This window comes from Marinimicrobium koreense (assembly GCF_003762925.1).
Taxonomy (GTDB): domain Bacteria; phylum Pseudomonadota; class Gammaproteobacteria; order Pseudomonadales; family Cellvibrionaceae; genus Marinimicrobium; species Marinimicrobium koreense.
Genome location: NZ_RJUK01000001.1, coordinates 2,527,761 through 2,544,975 on the forward strand (window position 1 = coordinate 2,527,761; position 17,215 = coordinate 2,544,975).

At 60.0% G+C, this 17,215-nt stretch carries 11 protein-coding genes; 6 read left to right on the plus strand and 5 right to left on the minus strand.

The features are described 5' to 3' along the window. Nucleotides 1–22: 22 nt before the first annotated feature. From EDC38_RS11005 to EDC38_RS11025, 5 genes are all read left to right on the plus strand, one after another. Nucleotides 23–1,891, plus strand: coding sequence for an extracellular solute-binding protein (locus EDC38_RS11005; RefSeq protein WP_246004389.1), 1,869 nt, complete (start codon nt 23–25; stop codon nt 1,889–1,891). A gap of 28 nt (nt 1,892–1,919) precedes the next feature. Then, a complete protein-coding gene (locus EDC38_RS11010; RefSeq protein ID WP_123638551.1) occupies nt 1,920–2,993 on the plus strand; it encodes a microcin C ABC transporter permease YejB in 1,074 nt (357 codons plus the stop codon). Between the two features lie 15 nt (nt 2,994–3,008). After that, nucleotides 3,009–4,025, plus strand: coding sequence for an ABC transporter permease (locus EDC38_RS11015; protein WP_123638552.1), 1,017 nt, complete (start codon nt 3,009–3,011; stop codon nt 4,023–4,025). A gap of 4 nt (nt 4,026–4,029) precedes the next feature. Beyond that, on the plus strand, nt 4,030–5,640 hold the full coding sequence (locus EDC38_RS11020; protein ID WP_123638553.1) for an ABC transporter ATP-binding protein: 1,611 nt from the start codon (nt 4,030–4,032) through the stop codon (nt 5,638–5,640). A gap of 68 nt (nt 5,641–5,708) precedes the next feature. Continuing rightward, nucleotides 5,709–5,900: a CPXCG motif-containing cysteine-rich protein gene (locus EDC38_RS11025; protein ID WP_024461539.1), complete on the plus strand. Its 192-nt coding sequence runs from the start codon at nt 5,709–5,711 to the stop codon at nt 5,898–5,900. 135 nt (nt 5,901–6,035) lie between these two features. Here EDC38_RS11025 and EDC38_RS11030 read toward each other — a convergent pair whose 3' ends face one another. The 5 genes from EDC38_RS11030 to EDC38_RS11050 all read right to left on the minus strand — a co-directional run bounded on the left by EDC38_RS11030 (nt 6,036) and on the right by EDC38_RS11050 (nt 13,929). Next, complete coding sequence (locus EDC38_RS11030) at nt 6,036–6,800, minus strand: slipin family protein (RefSeq protein ID WP_123638554.1); 765 nt, start codon at nt 6,798–6,800, stop codon at nt 6,036–6,038. Between the two features lie 39 nt (nt 6,801–6,839). After that, nucleotides 6,840–8,258: an NfeD family protein gene (locus EDC38_RS11035; RefSeq protein ID WP_170162898.1), complete on the minus strand. Its 1,419-nt coding sequence runs from the start codon at nt 8,256–8,258 to the stop codon at nt 6,840–6,842. A 326-nt stretch (nt 8,259–8,584) separates the two neighbouring features. Continuing rightward, nucleotides 8,585–10,177: a general secretion pathway protein GspF gene (locus EDC38_RS11040; protein ID WP_123638555.1), complete on the minus strand. Its 1,593-nt coding sequence runs from the start codon at nt 10,175–10,177 to the stop codon at nt 8,585–8,587. Nucleotides 10,178–10,246: 69 nt separating this feature from the next. Next, the gene (locus EDC38_RS11045; RefSeq protein WP_123638556.1) at nt 10,247–12,736 is read right to left on the minus strand and encodes a LamG domain-containing protein; all 2,490 of its coding nucleotides are present in this window, start codon (nt 12,734–12,736) and stop codon (nt 10,247–10,249) included. Continuing rightward, a complete protein-coding gene (locus EDC38_RS11050; RefSeq protein WP_425462030.1) occupies nt 12,736–13,929 on the minus strand; it encodes a hypothetical protein in 1,194 nt (397 codons plus the stop codon). Before EDC38_RS11050 ends, EDC38_RS11045 begins: the two co-directional genes overlap by 1 nt. A 304-nt stretch (nt 13,930–14,233) precedes the next feature. Here EDC38_RS11050 and EDC38_RS11055 point away from each other — a divergent pair, with 304 nt between their 5' ends. Then, on the plus strand, nt 14,234–17,065 hold the full coding sequence (locus EDC38_RS11055) for an HzsA-related protein (protein WP_123638557.1): 2,832 nt from the start codon (nt 14,234–14,236) through the stop codon (nt 17,063–17,065). Nucleotides 17,066–17,215: the final 150 nt, after the last annotated feature.

Genomic DNA, 17,215 nt, shown 5'->3' on the forward strand with positions numbered 1-17,215 from the left:
CTTCATCATGATGAGGATTACCATGTTCGATCAACTTCGTCCGGGCTTCTACCGCCAGACCCTTCGCGCCCTGAACGGCTCGCTATTCGCCCTGCTGCTACTGAACGTTTCCGCCATGGCCGAGACCGAATCACCCGCCGAGTCAGCCGCGACGCCCATAATAAAAAGCCACGCCTTCGCCGCCCGGGGTGAGCCCAAATACGGACCCGACTTCGAGCACTTCGATTACGTCAATCCCGATGCCCCCAAAGGGGGACAAATCGTTCTGGCGGCGATCGGCACTTACGATAGTTTCAATCGCTACGCCCAAAGGGGCGATGCAGAAACTTCGGTCGAACTGTATGACCCCCTGATGGCGGCCAGCGACGACGAGATTGGCGTTTATTACCCGCTGATCGCCGAAAGCCTGGAATACCCCGAGAACTACGCCTGGGTGATTTTCAATATCAATCCGGAAGCCCGGGATCAGGCCGGTAAACCGATTACCGCCAAGGATGTCGCCTTCACGTTTGACAAACTGATGGATCAGGGGGTGCCCTTTGTCAGCAACCACTACAAAAATGTGATTCAAGCGGAGGTGCTGGACGATCACCGGGTCAAGTTTCATTTTGAGACCCCCAGCCGGGAAGATATACAGAACCTCGTGGATTTTCCGGTATTTCCCGCTCACTACTGGCAGGACCGGGATCTGTCCGAGCCGCTGGACAAGCCACCGGTGGGCAGCGGCCCCTATCGCATCAGCGAGTACAAAATGGGCCAGAGCGTCACCTATGAGCTGGTAGACGATTATTGGGCGGCCGACCTGCCCAGCCGCAAGGGTCTCAATAACTTCAAAACCATGCGCTACGACTACTACCGGGACACCAATGTCGCCCTGGAGGCCTTCAAAGCGGGTGAATACGATTTCCGTCAGGAAAATGTGGCCAAGCAGTGGGCTGAAGATTACGACGTGGCAGCGGTAACCCGCGGCGATATTCAGCGAGACGAGCTGGCACACGATATTCCTCAGCCCGCCCAGGGGTTTGTGTTCAATATCCAGCGCGAGCTGTTTGCCGACCGGCGCGTGCGCCAGGCGATCAACTATGCGCTGGATTTCGAATGGATGAACAAAAATCTGTTTTACGATCAGTATCAACGCACTTACAGCTTTTTTCAGAATACGCCCTACATGGCCGAGGGCGAGCCCTCCGAACGGGAAATGAGCATTCTGGAGCCGTTCCGTGATCAGCTCCCGGAAGAGGTGTTCGGCAAGGTCTGGGTACCCAACCAGACCGATGGCTCGGGCAATATTCGTCCGGCGCTGCGCAAAGCCATGGCGCTACTGAAGGATGCTGGCTGGGAGCTGAAAGACGGCAAAATGGTGCATGGGGAGAGCGGCAAGCCGTTTGAATTTGAACTGCTGATTTACTCCTCTTCGGGCGAGAGAATCGGTCTGCCGTTCAAGCGCAACCTTGAGCGCCTGGGCATTACCATGAACCTGCGCCAGGTCGACAGCACCCAGTTTCTGAACCGATTGCGTTCCCGGGATTACGATATGATTTTCCAGGGCTACCGGGCCAATCCCTACCCTCACCCGAATATGCGCATTACCTGGCATTCGGACTATGTGGACTCCACCTATAACCAGGCAGGAGTCCAGGACCCCGTGATTGATGCCCTGATACGGGGCATCGAAGAAAACCAGCAGAACGACGATAGGCTGCTCGCCTACGGCCACGCCTTTGATCGTGTCGCGCGCTGGAATTTCTATTTGGTTCCCCACTGGCACTCCAGCTACTTCCGGATCGCCTACTGGAACCAGTTCGCTCGTCCGGAGAAGCGGCCCGAATACGCCATTGGGTTGAGCACCTGGTGGTTTGACGACGAAAAAGCGAAGAAACTCAAGCGCTAGTGGGTCGTTTAACGCGGAGTAAGTTGTCGTGACCGCCTATCTCATTCGCCGGCTGCTGTTGGTCGTCCCCACCCTGCTGGCCATCATCACGCTCAACTTTTTTATTGTCCAGGCCGCCCCCGGCGGCCCAGTGGAGCAGATGCTGGCAACCGCGCTGGATGTGCAAGGCACGGACCTGGATCGCGTCAGTGGTGCCGCCTCGGGCGAAGTCGCTCAAAGCTCCGGGGACAGCCGAGCTGCACGAGGCTTGGACCCGGAGGTGATCGCCGAGATCGAACGGCAGTTCGGGTTCGATAAGCCGCTCTGGGAACGCTACGTCATCATGCTCAAGGACTATCTGGTGTTTGACTTCGGTGACAGCCTGTTTCGTGCCCGTTCGGTAATCGAGCTGGTCATCGAACGCTTACCGGTCTCTCTGTCACTGGGGCTGTGGAGCACGCTATTGATCTATGCCATCTCCATTCCGCTGGGCATCCGCAAAGCCGTGCGACATCACTCCCGGTTTGATGTCTGGACCAGTTGGGTGGTGGTCATCGGCAACGCCATCCCGAGCTTCCTGTTTGCCATTCTGTTGATCATCCTGTTTGCCGGCGGCTCCTACTTCAACTGGTTTCCACTGCGTGGCCTGGTGTCGGAGAACTTTGACGAACTGCTCTGGTACCAGAAAATCCTCGATTACTTCTGGCATATGGCATTGCCCGTGCTCGCCTTGACCATCGGTGGTTTCGCCAGCCTGACGATGCTGACCAAGAACTCGTTTCTGGATGAAATCAATAAGCAGTACGTCATGACGGCCAAAGCCAAAGGTGCGACCGAAAAACGTATTCTGTACAAGCACGTATTCCGCAATGCCATGCTGATTGTGATCGCCGGATTCCCGGCCACTTTTATCAGTATGTTTTTTGCTGGATCACTGCTGATTGAGGTGATTTTCTCCCTGGAGGGTCTGGGCCTGCTCGGGTTTGAGTCCACCCTGCAGCGGGACTATCCGGTAATGTTCGGCACCCTGTACATTTTTGGCCTGCTGGGTCTGCTGATCGGGATTATCAGTGACCTGGCGTACACCTGGGTGGACCCCCGCATTGATTTTGAATCCCGTTAGGAGTTGCGCTTGACCATGACCCCACTCAATCAAGAGCGCTGGCATCGGTTTCGCAACAACCGGCGCGGCTACTGGAGCCTATGGGTTTTTCTGGCGCTGTTTGCCGTGAGTCTGCTGTCCGACCTGATTGCCAATGAAAAGCCCATCCTCATCAGTTTTCAGGACGAGCTCTATTTTCCGCTGTTGAACGACTACACCGAGGTGGAGTTCGGCGGTGACTTCGCCGTTAACGCCGATTACCGGGACCCCTATATCGCCGAATTGATCAACGACGACGGCTGGATGCTCTGGCCCCCGATCCGTTTCAACTACCGCACCATCAACTACGACCTCCCCTCGCCAGCACCCAGCGCCCCCACGGGCGAAAACTGGCTCGGCACCGACGACCAGGGCCGGGACATAGTTGCCCGCCTACTGTACGGCTTTCGCATCTCCGTGGTATTCGGTCTGATCCTGACCGTACTGACCTCCATTGTCGGCATTGCCGCCGGCGCCGTGCAGGGTTTTTACGGGGGAAAAGTTGATCTGTTCGGGCAGCGCCTGCTGGAGGTCTGGTCCAGTGTGCCAACACTGTTCGTGCTGATCATCATTGCCAGTTTTGTCCCACCCAGTTTCTGGATTCTGCTCGGCATTTTGCTGTTGTTCGGCTGGATGGCGCTGGTGGGCGTGGTGCGCGCGGAGTTTCTGCGAGCCCGTAATTTTGACTACGTACAGGCGGCCCGGGCACTCGGGGTATCGGATCGCGCCCTGATGTTCCGGCATTTGCTGCCCAACGCCATGGTGGCCACGGTCACCTTCCTGCCGTTCATCATGGTTGGCTCGATCACCAGTTTGACCGCGCTGGATTTTCTCGGCTTTGGCCTGCCACCCGGCTCGCCCTCTCTGGGAGAAATGGTCAGCCAGGGGAAAAACAATCTGCACGCCCCCTGGATCGGGCTTTCGGTGTTTGTCGTGCTGTCCGTGTTGCTCACCCTGCTGGTGTTCGTCGGTGAAGCCGCTCGCGATGCCCTCGACCCCAATCGGACCCGGTGACGCCATGACCGAAATACTACTGAATATTGACCGACTGTCCGTCCAGTTCCGCACCGGAGATGCCTATAAAACCGTCGTCTCCGGCGTCAGCCTCGCCATCGCCAAAGGCGAAACCCTAGCGCTGGTGGGGGAAAGCGGCTCCGGCAAATCCGTTACCGCTCAATCCATTCTCCGGTTGCTGCCGGAGCACAGCGCCCGCTACACCGATGGCGCCGTCTATTTTGAAGGTCGGGATTTGCTGCGCCTGGAAGAACGGGACCTTCGCCCGATTCGCGGCGCGCGCATCAGTATGATTTTCCAGGAGCCGATGACCAGCCTCAGCCCGCTGCACAGCATCGAAAAACAGCTGGCCGAAGCCCTGTTTCTGCATAACGGCACTGCCCGCAAGAATGCCCGCCCCACGGTGTTGAAGTGGTTACATCGGGTCGGCCTGCGCAATCCCGAGCAACGACTCGATGCCCTGCCTCACGAACTCAGTGGCGGTGAACGCCAACGGGTGATGATCGCCATGGCGCTGATCAACGAGCCGGACCTGCTGATCGCCGATGAGCCCACCACGGCACTGGATGTCACCATTCAGGCGCAGGTGTTGAAGCTGATTCAGGATCTGCAGCAAGAACTGAATATGGCGGTACTGTTCATCACTCACGATCTGGCCATTGTCCGCCAGCTCGCGGACCGGGTCGCGATCATGCAATCGGGCGAAGTGGTGGAAACCGGACCCACCCGGGAGGTTTTCAAACAGCCCAAACATGAGTACACCCGTCGACTGCTTGATGCCGAGCCCAGAGGCGAGCCCGAGCCGGTCCCCGATGATGCCCCAACGATTTTAAGCGCCGATCAGATGCGCGTCTGGTTCCCGATGACCCGCGGCGTTTTCAAACGTGTGTATAATCACGTCAAAGCGGTTGACGATATCAGCCTGTCGATTCGCGCCGGGGAAACCCTGGGTATTGTGGGTGAAAGTGGCTCCGGAAAAACCACGTTGGGCCGCGCCCTGCTGAGGCTGATTGGCAGCCGGGGCGACATCTGGTTCAACGAGGAAGGCGAGCAGCGCTTCAATCTCAACGCTCTGGACCACAAGGCGATGCGACCACTGCGGCGGCGTCTGCAGATTATTTTTCAGGACCCCTACGGCAGCCTGAGTCCGCGCATGTCGGTCAGCCAGATCATCGCGGAAGGATTGCGGGTACACACCTCAATGAACGCCGACGAGCTGGACCGCGAGGTGGTACGCGCCATGGAGGCGGTGCAACTGGACCCCGCCACTCGCCACCGCTACCCGGGGGAGTTTTCCGGCGGCCAGCGCCAGCGCGTTGCCATTGCCCGGGCGCTGATACTCGACCCCAAGTTACTGATTCTGGATGAACCCACCTCGGCGCTCGACCGCTCGGTCCAGAAAGACATTATTGATCTTTTACGCCGCTTGCAGCGCGAGCGACGCCTGAGTTACCTGTTTGTCAGTCACGACCTGAGTGTGGTGCGGGCCCTGAGTCATCGGGTAATGATCATGAAGGCCGGCAAGATGGTTGAATCAGGCGATGCAAAAGCCGTATTCGAAGCACCCAAAACCGAATACACTCGCCAATTAATGGCGGCAATCCCCACGCTTTGAGCCACCCGGGAACACCCGGGATCGACAAACGTCCAAGAACAAGGCGCTATCTATAGGGAGAGGCGGTTATGTCTGAACAGATCGAGAAAAACATCCACTGCCCGTATTGCGATGAAGTGATCACCCTGTTGATCGATCCGTCGATCAGCGAGCAGTCTTATGTGGAGGACTGCCAGGTATGCTGTCAGCCCATCAATGTGGATGTGGTGATTGATGAGACCGAGGCGGTGGAGGTGTACGCGCGGCAGGAGAATGAGTGATGGTGGGTGGTTAGCGTCGTTTTACGGCGGATGCGCCTGCGGCTTATCCGCCCTACAGCCGAGCGCAGCGGTATAGATTCGCGTAGGGCGGATAAGGGCGAGGCCCGCATCCGCCGTTTCCACAGCCGAAACACCTTACGACCCCTTGGATTTGAACTGCTCCATGATGCTGCCCAACATATCTACCGGCAGCGGAAACACAATGGTGGAGTTCTTTTCGCCGGCGATATCAATCAACGTCTGAAGGTAGCGCAGGGTCATCGCATTGGGGTTGCGGGACAGCTCCACCGCCGCATCGGTCAGCTTGGCCGCGGCCTGTGACTCACCCTCGGCGTGAATGATTTTCGCACGCCGGGAGCGCTCGGCCTCAGCCTGACGGGCAATCGCCCGGATCATGCTCTCATCCAGGTCGACGTGTTTGATTTCCACGTTGCTGACCTTGATACCCCAGGTATCGGAGCTCTGGTCCAGAATTTCCTGAATATCCTGGTTCAGCTTGTCGCGTTCGGAGAGCATTTCATCCAGCTCGTGTTTACCCAGTACCGAGCGCAGCGTGGTCTGGGCCAACTGACTGACGGCTTCGTAGTAATGCTCCACATTGATGATCGCCTTCTCCGGGTCAACCACTCGAAAGTAAACCACTGCATTCACCTTCACCGAGACGTTGTCCCGGCTGATCACGTCCTGACTCGGCACGTCCATGACAATGGTACGCAAGTCCACCTTCTCCATGGTCTGGATGAAAGGAATGATGATTACCAGACCGGGGCCTTTGACCTTCTGAAAACGGCCCAACATGAATACCACTCCCCGTTCATACTCGCGCAGAATGCGAATTGCATAGGCGAGCAGTAACACCACAAACGTGATGAGTAGACCAAAGAAATATTCGTATAACATAGGGAATCTCCGTTCTTGGATAAAAGTGCCAGCCGCCCTTTACTGACCGGTAGGGCGTACCCTCAAGTGCAAACCGTCCTGCGACACCACCTCCACCGTGTCGCCAGGCTTCAGTGGTTGTTCGCTGGACACTGTCCAGAACTCGCCATCAATACGAACCGTTGCATGCTCTTCACCTACCTGGGTAACGTCCGCAACCCGACCCACCATGGCGTGGCTGACATCCTTGCGCGGCATTCGCAAGCTACGACCGACCATGGTGACAATGCCCAGCACAACCAGTGATCCCACAGCGGCCACCGCACCCACAATCTCATAGGACACCTCCATACCCGGCACGTCGGTATCCACCAGCATGATGGACCCCATCACCAGAGCTATCACTCCGCCTATGCCGAGTACCCCGAAGCTGGGCAGGAATGCTTCCGCCAGTATGAGTATGCCCCCGAGCACGATCAGCGCCAGCCCCGCATAATTCACCGGCAACACCTGCAGCGCATAGAGCCCAAGCAGCAGACAGATGATGCCGACCACACCGGGCACCAGGGCGCCCGGGTTATAACCTTCCAGTATCAGCCCATAGACCCCGATCAACAGCAGAATCGAGGCAATCTGCGGATTGGTGATTATGCCCAGTAACTCACTGCGCCAATCCGGCGCATAACTCACTATGGGCAGATCCGCCGTCTGAAGGGTGAATGGGCCGCTTTCCAATTTGACCTCGCGGCCATCGAGTTGCGCCAGAAGATCCTCGCGGTTGTCGGCCACCAGATCGATCACGTTCTGCTCCAGGGCTTCGCTGGCGGTCAGGCTCACCGCGTCGCGCACGGCTTTTTCAGCCCAGTCGGCATTGCGGTCATAGCGCTCCGCCAGGCCGCGGATAAAGGCCACCGAGTCATTGATTACCTTGCGCTCCATGGCGCTACCGGGTTGGGGAGACTTTTCCGAGGATTCTTCGCCGGAGTCCTCACTGCCATCGTCCGCCGGCTCTTGCTCCCCCGAAGGCGGCGTGGGCAGGCCGCCCATCTGCACCGGGGTCGCAGCGCCGAGGCTGGTAGCGGGGGTCATGGCGGCAACATGGCTACCGTAAAGGATATAGGTGCCGGCACTGGCGGCGCGGGCGCCGGCGGGATGGACGTAGGTGATCACCGGCAGGGGGGCGGCGAGAATGCCTTTGATCATGTCGCGGGTAGCGGCGTCCAGGCCACCGGGGGTGTCCATGCGGATCAGCACGGCGTGGGCGCCGGCTTCATGGGCGGTGTCGATGGAGCGCAGAATATAGTCTTTGGTGGCGGGCCCGATGGGTCCGTCAATGGTGAGTTCGGCCACATGGGGGCCGGCAGACGACGTATCGTCCGTTTCCTGGGCCTGCAGGCCGAAGGCGCCCAGCATCAGCAAGGCCAGCCAGAGCAGCAGCCCTGGCCGTAGTAAGGTAAAACCGCGTCGATTCCATCTCATGGGTTGCCACCTCCACCTATGAGATTAGCAGAGATTGAGCGTCACCCAAACAATACGGTGGGCCTAGTGTAGGCAGATCACAGCCCGGGCCGAGAAGGGGAAGCCCTCAGTGCCACAGGACGATTTTGGCGTGGGTCCTATTTCCCGAAACGTTACGCTCGCTCTGCGGAGGGAGGGTAGACCATTCCGGGACCGTCACCCGCCTGGATGGCGGGTGTCGAGCCCCCATGGATGGGTTCACGGCGTGTCTCGGAATGGTCTACCCTCCCGCAGCCCCCAGAGCAAGGTCCGAGGCGAATTGCGCGGGCGCGAAAAAGTTCAAAAGGTTATACCGGATTATTGATGGTGCCGTTACAAATTGGCTGGAACGCCGTCAGTCGATCCATCATGGCGGCATTGCCCAGGCCATTGCGGGGGAACTTGTCCGCGTCTCCAAAGCGGCTCTGCTCACCGTGCAACGCCATGTAGTTGAGCACCACGGTTTCCACCAGCAGGTTGACGTTGTTGGCCGCCGGGGTGGAGGCGGTTTCCACGTCGCCGCTGGGGCGCATGTAGCCGATCTGCTGATGCGCCTCTGGTCCACCGTTAGACTCCAGTAACTGCGGACGACCGTTGGGGTTGTACACGAGGAAGAAAGACGCCGCGGTCTGCTGGTTGTCACCGGTCCAGACACCTTTGCCACGGCCCTCCGGCGAATCGTCGATCATGCCGTTGCTGAATACCGAGCCATCGCTGAACACATAGACCATGATCGGCACGCCTTTACGGGCGGCGTATTCCAGGCAGGCGCCGATGCAGCGCCCGGCGCGCAGGTCGCGGATTTCGCCCGTGGCCCGGTCGCCGGTGTGGTAGTCGTAGCCACCCATGGTGACGGTGCCCGCGCCCGCGCGGCCCTCCACCACCAGTTTCATGACCGAGGCGGTTTTCCGGAACTCCCGGTCGCTCATGAATTCGGCTTCCGAGAAAATGCCGTTGGGGCCGATGATATCCGGGTCCGCTTCCGGGTCGATGGAGGCCGGGTCGCCGAAGCGGGCCGCCAGATCGGCGCTTTTCACGTAGCCACAACTCAGCAGTTCCTTGAGCTGTTCATCCTCGGTAGTACCAAAATTCAGGTTATTCAGCCGCGCCCGGCTCATGCGGGTCATGGATTCCATCACCCGCACCGTGTCTTCCTGACTGAGCATGTTGACCAGGTCCCCGGTATCCACCAGACCGGTGACGTCACTGGGCTGGTCCACCTTGGTGGGGCGCACCTCCGGGTTGATCAGGGAGGCGGGCGCCAGGGAGTTACCACCGGAGTCGTTGGCCCGGGAGCCGATCAGCGCCAGCAGCTCGCCGTTGGCACCGGCGCGGTTGATGCCGTACATGGGGTTGTGGGGGTTATTGCCGGTATCGTTCTCCGAGCGGGCCGGAATCACACAGCCGTTGACCAACTCCGTGCGGGCGCCGGCCCGCTCCAGAATGCCGGCGAGCATCTGGCTGTCGCTGTGAAACGCCAGGCCCAGATCGGTGTTCACAAAATCCTCGGTGGAGGATTGAGGGGTCATGTCCCCCGGCAGGCCCTGCTTGCTGTAGCCCGCCGTACTCAGGAAATCCAGTTGCCCTCCCGGGCCGCCCACCAGCACATTGGAGCCCGCCATATTGGCGCCCCCGGCCAGATCGAAACAGATAAACGGAATCTTGCCCGCCCCGGTGCTGGCAATGCCGCAGTCCTGGCGCAGTTGCTCGATATCGTTGGCCAGATTCACCTCTTGGGCGAGGGCGGAGTTGACGATCAGCCCGCTCAACGAGCCGCCAACGATGGTACCGGCCCCGGCCTTGAAGCCGTGGGAAATCAGCTCCCGCCGGGTCATGGGGCGGTGGTGACCGTCCAGTAGCAGCGGTGCATCCGGGTGCAGAGGAGCCTGTCGTTTAGCCATAATGGTTTGCCTTGTTGCTCCGGGTTGGGTCGAGATCAATGTTCATCAATAACGGTTCCTGAAAGCCGGTTACTGCACCAGCGTCAGCGCACTGCCCAATGTCGCCGCACACAGGGCGGTAACGATGGTACGGCTGCGCTCGGCATCACCGCCGCTAACCGCCATCAGATCAATCAGATCATTCATTTCCGTGCGCAGAACCACCGGGTCCGCCTGGCTGGCCAGCGGCTGGCCTTCAATTTCGGCGGCGAGCAGATGTTTCAATAACGGCTCGATCACCGCCGACCGACCGTCGGTATCAAAGGCACCACTGACACCGGCGCTGAAATCAAATCCGGCGTAATAGTCGCTGCGCTTGTCGCTGTCTGCGGTCAAAGCCGAACAGTAGGCCACGGCCAATTGGGTCACCCCCATCTGGTGCGCAGCGACAAAGCCGTCTACCTGCGGGGCGGTGGGCAATTGCTGGCGGACTTTTTCATAGGTGCCGACCACCGAGGCGGTGGTCGCCGGGATACCCGTGGCGGTAGACAGGGTGGCGTTGATTGCGGCGAAGGAGCGCAAGCCAAGGCGTGGTTGATCCTCAATCACCGGGGGGCTACCCGGCGCTGGCGGTTCGGACTCCACGCGAACGAATTCATGCTCCCCCAGACGATCAAAGGTCAGGAAGAACTGATCGCTGTCCGGCCCCTGTTGCAGCTCAATCACGGCACCCTGGCCGGACAGGGGTTGACGCCCCTCGACAAACGCTTCGGAACTCAGCTCGGTATCCAGGGCGGCAAATACCTGACCCGTCGGGGCCTCTCGACCATTGACGCCAATGCGTATGCCCTTGATCGGGGTGGGCGGTACGGTCACGCCATCACCCAGAGTCAGGAAGAAGGGCTCGGCAAACAGGTATCCGTAATCGTCGAACTGCTGCACCTCAAAGGCGACGTAGGCGCCGTCAACGTCAATCAACTCAGAAATGTTGAACAGCAAATAAAAGCGCGCACCCACACCGACATCAAAGTTGGCGCGAATGGCCTCGGGGGCGAGCGAGCGATTGTGAATGGCGAGAAAACGGAGGCTGCCGCTCCAGGCGTAATCACTGCCCGACACTTCGTTGCCGAGCACCAACGCAAAGGTTTCGCTCCACTCTTCCAGCGCGGCGCCCGCCAGAGGATCCTCATCGTTGGTAAACTCACCATTCACATATAGGCGCCGACCGTTGACCGGATCAAAAGTAGCCACCACATGCTGCAAGGTGGCCTGCAGGCGTTCGTCGGCGTCATTGGTGGACAGTGCGGGCAGACCGTTGACATCCGTTTCGCTGCTGCGATTGAGGAAGTCGTAATTGTAGAGCGTCTGGCCCAGAGTGAAATTGCGTACATCATTGCTACCTGAGTAACTGACAATGCGGGCGGTATCCGCACCGCCGTCCCCCTGGGTCACGTTGTCGGGAATCACCCAGGCTTCGATACTGTACTCACCGGTGGCGGTGAGCAGGTCGTGCAGCTTGCGGCTGCCGCTGGTGGCCGCCTGGGCCTTGCCGTCATTGCCGCTGCTGTTCAGTCGAAGCCCCCAGGAGCTCATCCACTGCACATCACCACTGAGATTGAGGTTGGCGGCGGGCTCGACACCACTGGTGTCATAGGCGATGGGACCCTGACCGGTTTTGAACTCGTACTTGGCAATAATGTGGGTATCGACCCGTCCGCCACTGCTGGCGACAATACCGTTACCGAGGCTGAGCGCTCGACTGACCACCAGATCCGGATCGATCTCGGTTTCCGCAATACTGTCGGCGAATTCGGTAATGGCCGCGGTCATGGCATTGGCATCGCTCTGGCAGTCGTCACTCCAGCAGTTATGGCCCTCGTTACCCAGTCGTTGCACCAGTCGGGAATCGGCCGGATCATCCAGGCGCATACGGGTGCGCGCCGCTTCGAAAGAGAGAGATACCGAGCTGCTACCCAGGTAGGGCTGCTGTGCCGTGGGCGCGCTGCGTGTGTGACACTCGCTGCAGTATTCGGTCAGCAACGGATAGACCGTGCTGGCAAAAGCGCCAGGTTCGGCAGGCATGATTTTACTGCTGCCCACGGCCTGATCATCCGGCGCCTCAAAGACCACGCGAGTACTGACCGAACCGGAGGCACTGGCCCAGGCCTCAACGTATCCCTCGATGATGTCGGCACAGGCGTCGGCACTGGCCTGCCAACAGTTGTGGCCTTCGGCGACCTTGGTCACCAGACGGGAATTGGCGGGTTGCTCCAGGTCGATGTAATCATTGATGTCCGCATAGGCCAGATTGATATCGTCCGCGCGCACGAAGGTGGGTTCCTGTCCGCCAGTGCCATGGCAACTGCCGCAGCGGTTTTCCACCGCCAGTGGATCCCACACCGACAGTTTGAACTGCTGCACATCATCGGTCTGCGGAGCCGGGCCGTCGTAGGTGGCCGCCGGGGGTTCCTGGTTGGGGTCAACATTCTGTTGGACGTCGCTGCCACTATCGGAGCCACAGCCTGCCAACAGGAATAGAAGTCCGAGGACGATTGGAGAGTGCTTTATCATGTTCATCATCACTCTCCCTTGCAGTAGTCAGCGGTGTCGATAAACGCGCGGCGCAGATCGAACCCGGCGCTGGCGAGATTGTCGGTGGCGGTTTCGATCAACTGGTGATCCTCGGGGCTACCCGGTTGGCGCAGACATACCTGGCGGAAGACTTTCTCCACCTGACAACTGGCAAACGCCTCGCTGTGGGCCAGCTCCATGCCCATGCTCTTGGCGCCCTCACCGCTGCCCGGCAGTGCATCACTCCAGCCCAGCACCCGGTTGTTGCCCTCGCGCCAGTAGTTGTCCCACTGATCATCCATGGTCACGTAGCCATAGCGGAAGGTATTGGCATTGATGTGGTACTTGGGCACCACGCGGGTGCCGGTTTCCGCTTCCGTTTCACCTTCGCGGTTGTAGGTCAGTCGGCCGTCCTCGCCCTCAGGATCGGCGTCGGCATCATAGTCCCAGTTGTAATAGGCATAGGCCTGGGCCAGGGGATCCATGCCATTGTGGCAGCCCATGCAGTTGTTCAGGAAGACCCGGCTGTCCCCTCCGGGGCTGCGACTGACATCCTGGCGGATGCGGTCTGGAGTGAGACTGGTGTCGTGCACCTGCTCCAGATCCCGGCACAGGTGATTCAGCAGTGTAAAGCGGAACATGGCGCGGTTGGTGCCCGCGTAAAAGAAGGCGCGTGCCGCGGCTCGACTGGTCATCACCCCCGCGGTCGCCTCGGCGGGCAGACCATTGACGTCCGACTGGGTGCGCTTGACCAGCACCTCAGGGTCTCCCAGCGACAGGCCTTGCGTTTCCAGCGCCTCGTAGTGCTGATTGTCGTCATTGGCGTAGGCCGGCAATCCGCTGGTGTTTCCCACATACAGAACATTGTCATAGAGCAGGCCACGAATATCTTCGCCGTCGCGAACCATGCCGATAAACGTAGCGGTGTAATCGTTAAGCGGGGCAAACACGCTCTGCTCCCGGTTGGTCCAGGGCGTGGCCATGTTTTTCAGGGTGACACTGTAAAAATGCTCATTGTCCATCGCCAACTCAACCGCTGCGTCGACCTCTCCCTCAGCGATCAGGTCGGCCATTTGCAACAGCACGCTTTCGCTGGGCGGCACGCCGGCAATGCGGTTATGAATCTGCAGCGCCTGCTCCCGGGGGCCGGCCTGCGCTGCAACGCTACACAGTATCAGCAACAGACAAAAAACGGAGCGCAGGCAGAGAACGCCTCGCTGCAAAGGTGGGTGGGTGCTTTTCACAGTTGTTCCCCAAGGCCATTGGTGCGTATCCGCCAGACCGGGCCACGTTGGCCGGCAGGGGTCTGGTGATTACTTGTGTAATATTTGACGCGCTTTTCAGACCATTATAGGGATGATACCGGCCAGTTCCTGTGCGGGTTTAGCCACAGGTTTTGATAAGTGGATCACACTTCCGGCATTCAATGCCGTTTTTTGGCACTGGATCCCATTCCGTAGGCCCCGAAAGCCCTGATAATGGCGCTTTTGCTCCGGGACAACCGTCATGACACTTGGTGCCATCACACGTTCGACATTGCTGCCGATTCTGGCTCTTGGGCTCGCTGCCTGTGGCGGAGGTGTGGGCGACCCGGTGGGGTCCGGTGACGACAGCGGCGGCGGGCAGACACCGGACCCGGTCGTGGTGGATTTCCCGATTGTCTATGTACTGCGCTCCGTCCCCCGGGATGAGGACTCCGACGAAATTCTGGCTGACGTACTGACCGAGCCGGCCCAGTTTAACCCCGGAGCCCGACTGTACTTCCAGGACCGGGCCACCGCGACGGCGGGCCGGCGGGAACTGACCGCCGGGCTGTTCGATGGGGAGGCGCTTTACGATGTGAAGGACATTGCCGTCCACCCGGATGGAGACCGCTTTCTGTTTGCCCTGCGGGCGCCGGAGATCGAAGACGCGGATGACGACGAGCAACCCACCTGGAATATCTGGGAATATGACCTGCACACCGAGTCCCTGCGCCGGGTGATCAGCTCCGATCTAAGCGCCGAGGCAGGTCAGGACGTCAGCCCGCAGTACCTGCCGGATGACCGCATCCTGTTCAGCTCCACCCGTCAGAGCCGCAGCCGGGCGGTGTTGCTTGACGACGGCAAACCCCAGTTCGCGGCCCAGACCGAAAACGACAATCAGGATGCCCTGGTGCTCCACGTGATGGACTCGGACGGGCGCAATATCGACCAGATCAGCTACAACCAGAGCCACGACCTGCAGCCGCTGATCGACGTCGAGGGCCGGGTGCTGTTCACCCGCTGGGATGGTTTCGCGCAAAACCGGCTGAGCTTCTATCAGCTCAACCCCGACGGAACGGGCCTGGCGCCGCGCTACGGCTACCACAGTCTGGCCGGCAGTGAGGCACCCGCCCTCTTCTCGACCCAATTGACACTGGACGGTCAATTGCTGGCCATTGCCAAGCCACAAGACGAGCTGCTGGGCGGCGACCTGGTGCGGGTGGATGTGGCCAACCATGTCGAGAATGATCAGACTCTGGACGGTGTGGCGGGCGGCCCGGCCCAAACGTCACTCGCCGATCGACCCATTCCCCTGAACGGCGATATCTCCCGCGCCGGGCTCTACCACGCGGCCTATCCCATGCAGGATGGTAGTGAGCGCTTACTGGTCAGTTGGAGCCCCTGCCGGGTGTCCGTGCCCGACCCCGAGCAGGAGGATGGCGTCCGGATTCGCCCCTGTACCGAGGAATGGCTGAACACCGAGGGTAACGAACCCGCCCCACCACTGTTCGGCCTGTGGGTGTTTGACCCCGAAGGCCCGACCCAGCAGCCGGTAGTGCTGCCGGAAGAAGACCAGATGGTCACCGACCCCATCGCCCTGGAACCCCGCCCCCGGCCCGGCTTTCAGGAGCCCCTGGTGGGCGAGTCCAACTGGGTCAGTGAAGGCGTCGGGGTACTGCATATTCAGAGTGTGTACGACCTGGACGGCGAGGCGAGCGTCGATATCGACGCGCTGATGGACCCGGCCCAGACCACGGCCGACGAGCGACCGGCCCGCTTCCTGCGACTGCTGAAAGCCGTCTCCAGCCCGGACAATGATACCCTGAACGACCAGGACGACGAGGTGTTCGGCAACCGCTTCAACCAGAACCGGGGCCTGCTGGAAATTCTCGGCTATGTGCCCATCGAGCCCGACGGGTCGGTAATGACCAAGGTGCCCGCGGATATCGCTTTCAGTTTCGATATCGTCGATGCCGAGGGCACCCGGATCATGCCCCCGCACCGCAACTGGTTGCAGTTGCGTCCCGGGGAGCAACGCCATTGTCAGGGCTGCCACAGCGCCGATAGTGAAGTCCCCCACGGCCACCCCGAGCGCGGGCCGCTACCCGCTTATACCGGCGCGGATACCGAGGGCCTCCCCTTTCCCAATACCCGGCGCACGGATCGATTTGACACCCCGGTGTTTCCCGAGCTGGAGCAGACCATGGCCGAGTTCGACGCGGCCATCGCCTTCACCTGCAGCAACCCCGATGATCCCGCCACCTGCAGCCCCAGAGGCCCCCGCAAACCGGACGTGAATATCCGCTACACCGACATCTGGACCGACCCGGCGGTGCGCGAGCCCGACCCGGATCACCAGCGCCTGTACAGCGCCCTGGCGGCGGACGATTACCGTGAGTACGTCAATGGCGAAAACCCTGACGAAGGCCTGACCGTCTCGGCCACTTACCCGCCCACCAGCGAAGGCTGCCAGACCCAATGGACCGCGTTGTGCCGGGTGGTGATCAATTATGAAAACCATATTCAGAACCTGTGGGAGCGTCAGCGGCTGCTGACCGAGGAAAACGACGAGGGTCAGGCGACGTTGGTCCTGAATGAATTCGATGAGCCCGTGGACCACACCTGTGTGGGCTGTCACACCCGTTTCGACGCCGACGATGCGCCTCGGGTCCCCGCCGGCCAGTTGGAGCTGACCCGCAATGCGGCAGGCAACGGTCAGATGACGTCTTACCTTGAGCTACTCAATGGTGACGATGAGGTGACGCTGGTCGATGGCGCGGTGATCGACCTGTTGGTGGAAACCGGGGAGTTTGAAACCGATGAGGAGGGTGAGCTGGTATTGGATGACGACGGCAACCCGATTCCGATTCTGACCACGGTGCCGGTACAACCGCCATTATCCCGAGGCGGAGCCGCTGCCAGCGCCGCGTTCTTTGCGCGTTTTGAGCAGACGAACGACCTGACTGCCCCCGACGCGGTGGATCACCGTGGTATGCTCAACCCCGATGAACTCCGACTCCTGCGGGAATGGCTCGACACCGGTGCCCGCTATTACAATAACCCTTTTGACCGGGCGCGACAGGACGACGAATGAGGGACTTGGTTTTTTTGCATAGGCTTGAACCTTCTGGTTTAGCTTCACGTCCGGTCAGGGACGTGGTACTCCATTCCGGGACTCGCTGTGAATACATCCCTGTACGCTCCTCACCGCTAGTCCCGCGGGTGAGGGTCCCGGAATGGAGTA

Coding starts and splice junctions, on each gene's coding strand:
- EDC38_RS11005 (WP_246004389.1), top strand. CDS start 23: ATGTTCGATCAACTTCGTCCGGGCTTCTACCGCCAGACCCTTCGCGCC.
- EDC38_RS11015 (WP_123638552.1), top strand. CDS start 3,009: ATGACCCCACTCAATCAAGAGCGCTGGCATCGGTTTCGCAACAACCGG.
- EDC38_RS11020 (WP_123638553.1), top strand. CDS start 4,030: ATGACCGAAATACTACTGAATATTGACCGACTGTCCGTCCAGTTCCGC.
- EDC38_RS11025 (WP_024461539.1), top strand. CDS start 5,709: ATGTCTGAACAGATCGAGAAAAACATCCACTGCCCGTATTGCGATGAA.
- EDC38_RS11030 (WP_123638554.1), bottom strand. CDS start 6,800: ATGTTATACGAATATTTCTTTGGTCTACTCATCACGTTTGTGGTGTTA.
- EDC38_RS11035 (WP_170162898.1), bottom strand. CDS start 8,258: ATGAGATGGAATCGACGCGGTTTTACCTTACTACGGCCAGGGCTGCTG.
- EDC38_RS11040 (WP_123638555.1), bottom strand. CDS start 10,177: ATGGCTAAACGACAGGCTCCTCTGCACCCGGATGCACCGCTGCTACTG.
- EDC38_RS11045 (WP_123638556.1), bottom strand. CDS start 12,736: ATGATGAACATGATAAAGCACTCTCCAATCGTCCTCGGACTTCTATTC.
- EDC38_RS11055 (WP_123638557.1), top strand. CDS start 14,234: ATGACACTTGGTGCCATCACACGTTCGACATTGCTGCCGATTCTGGCT.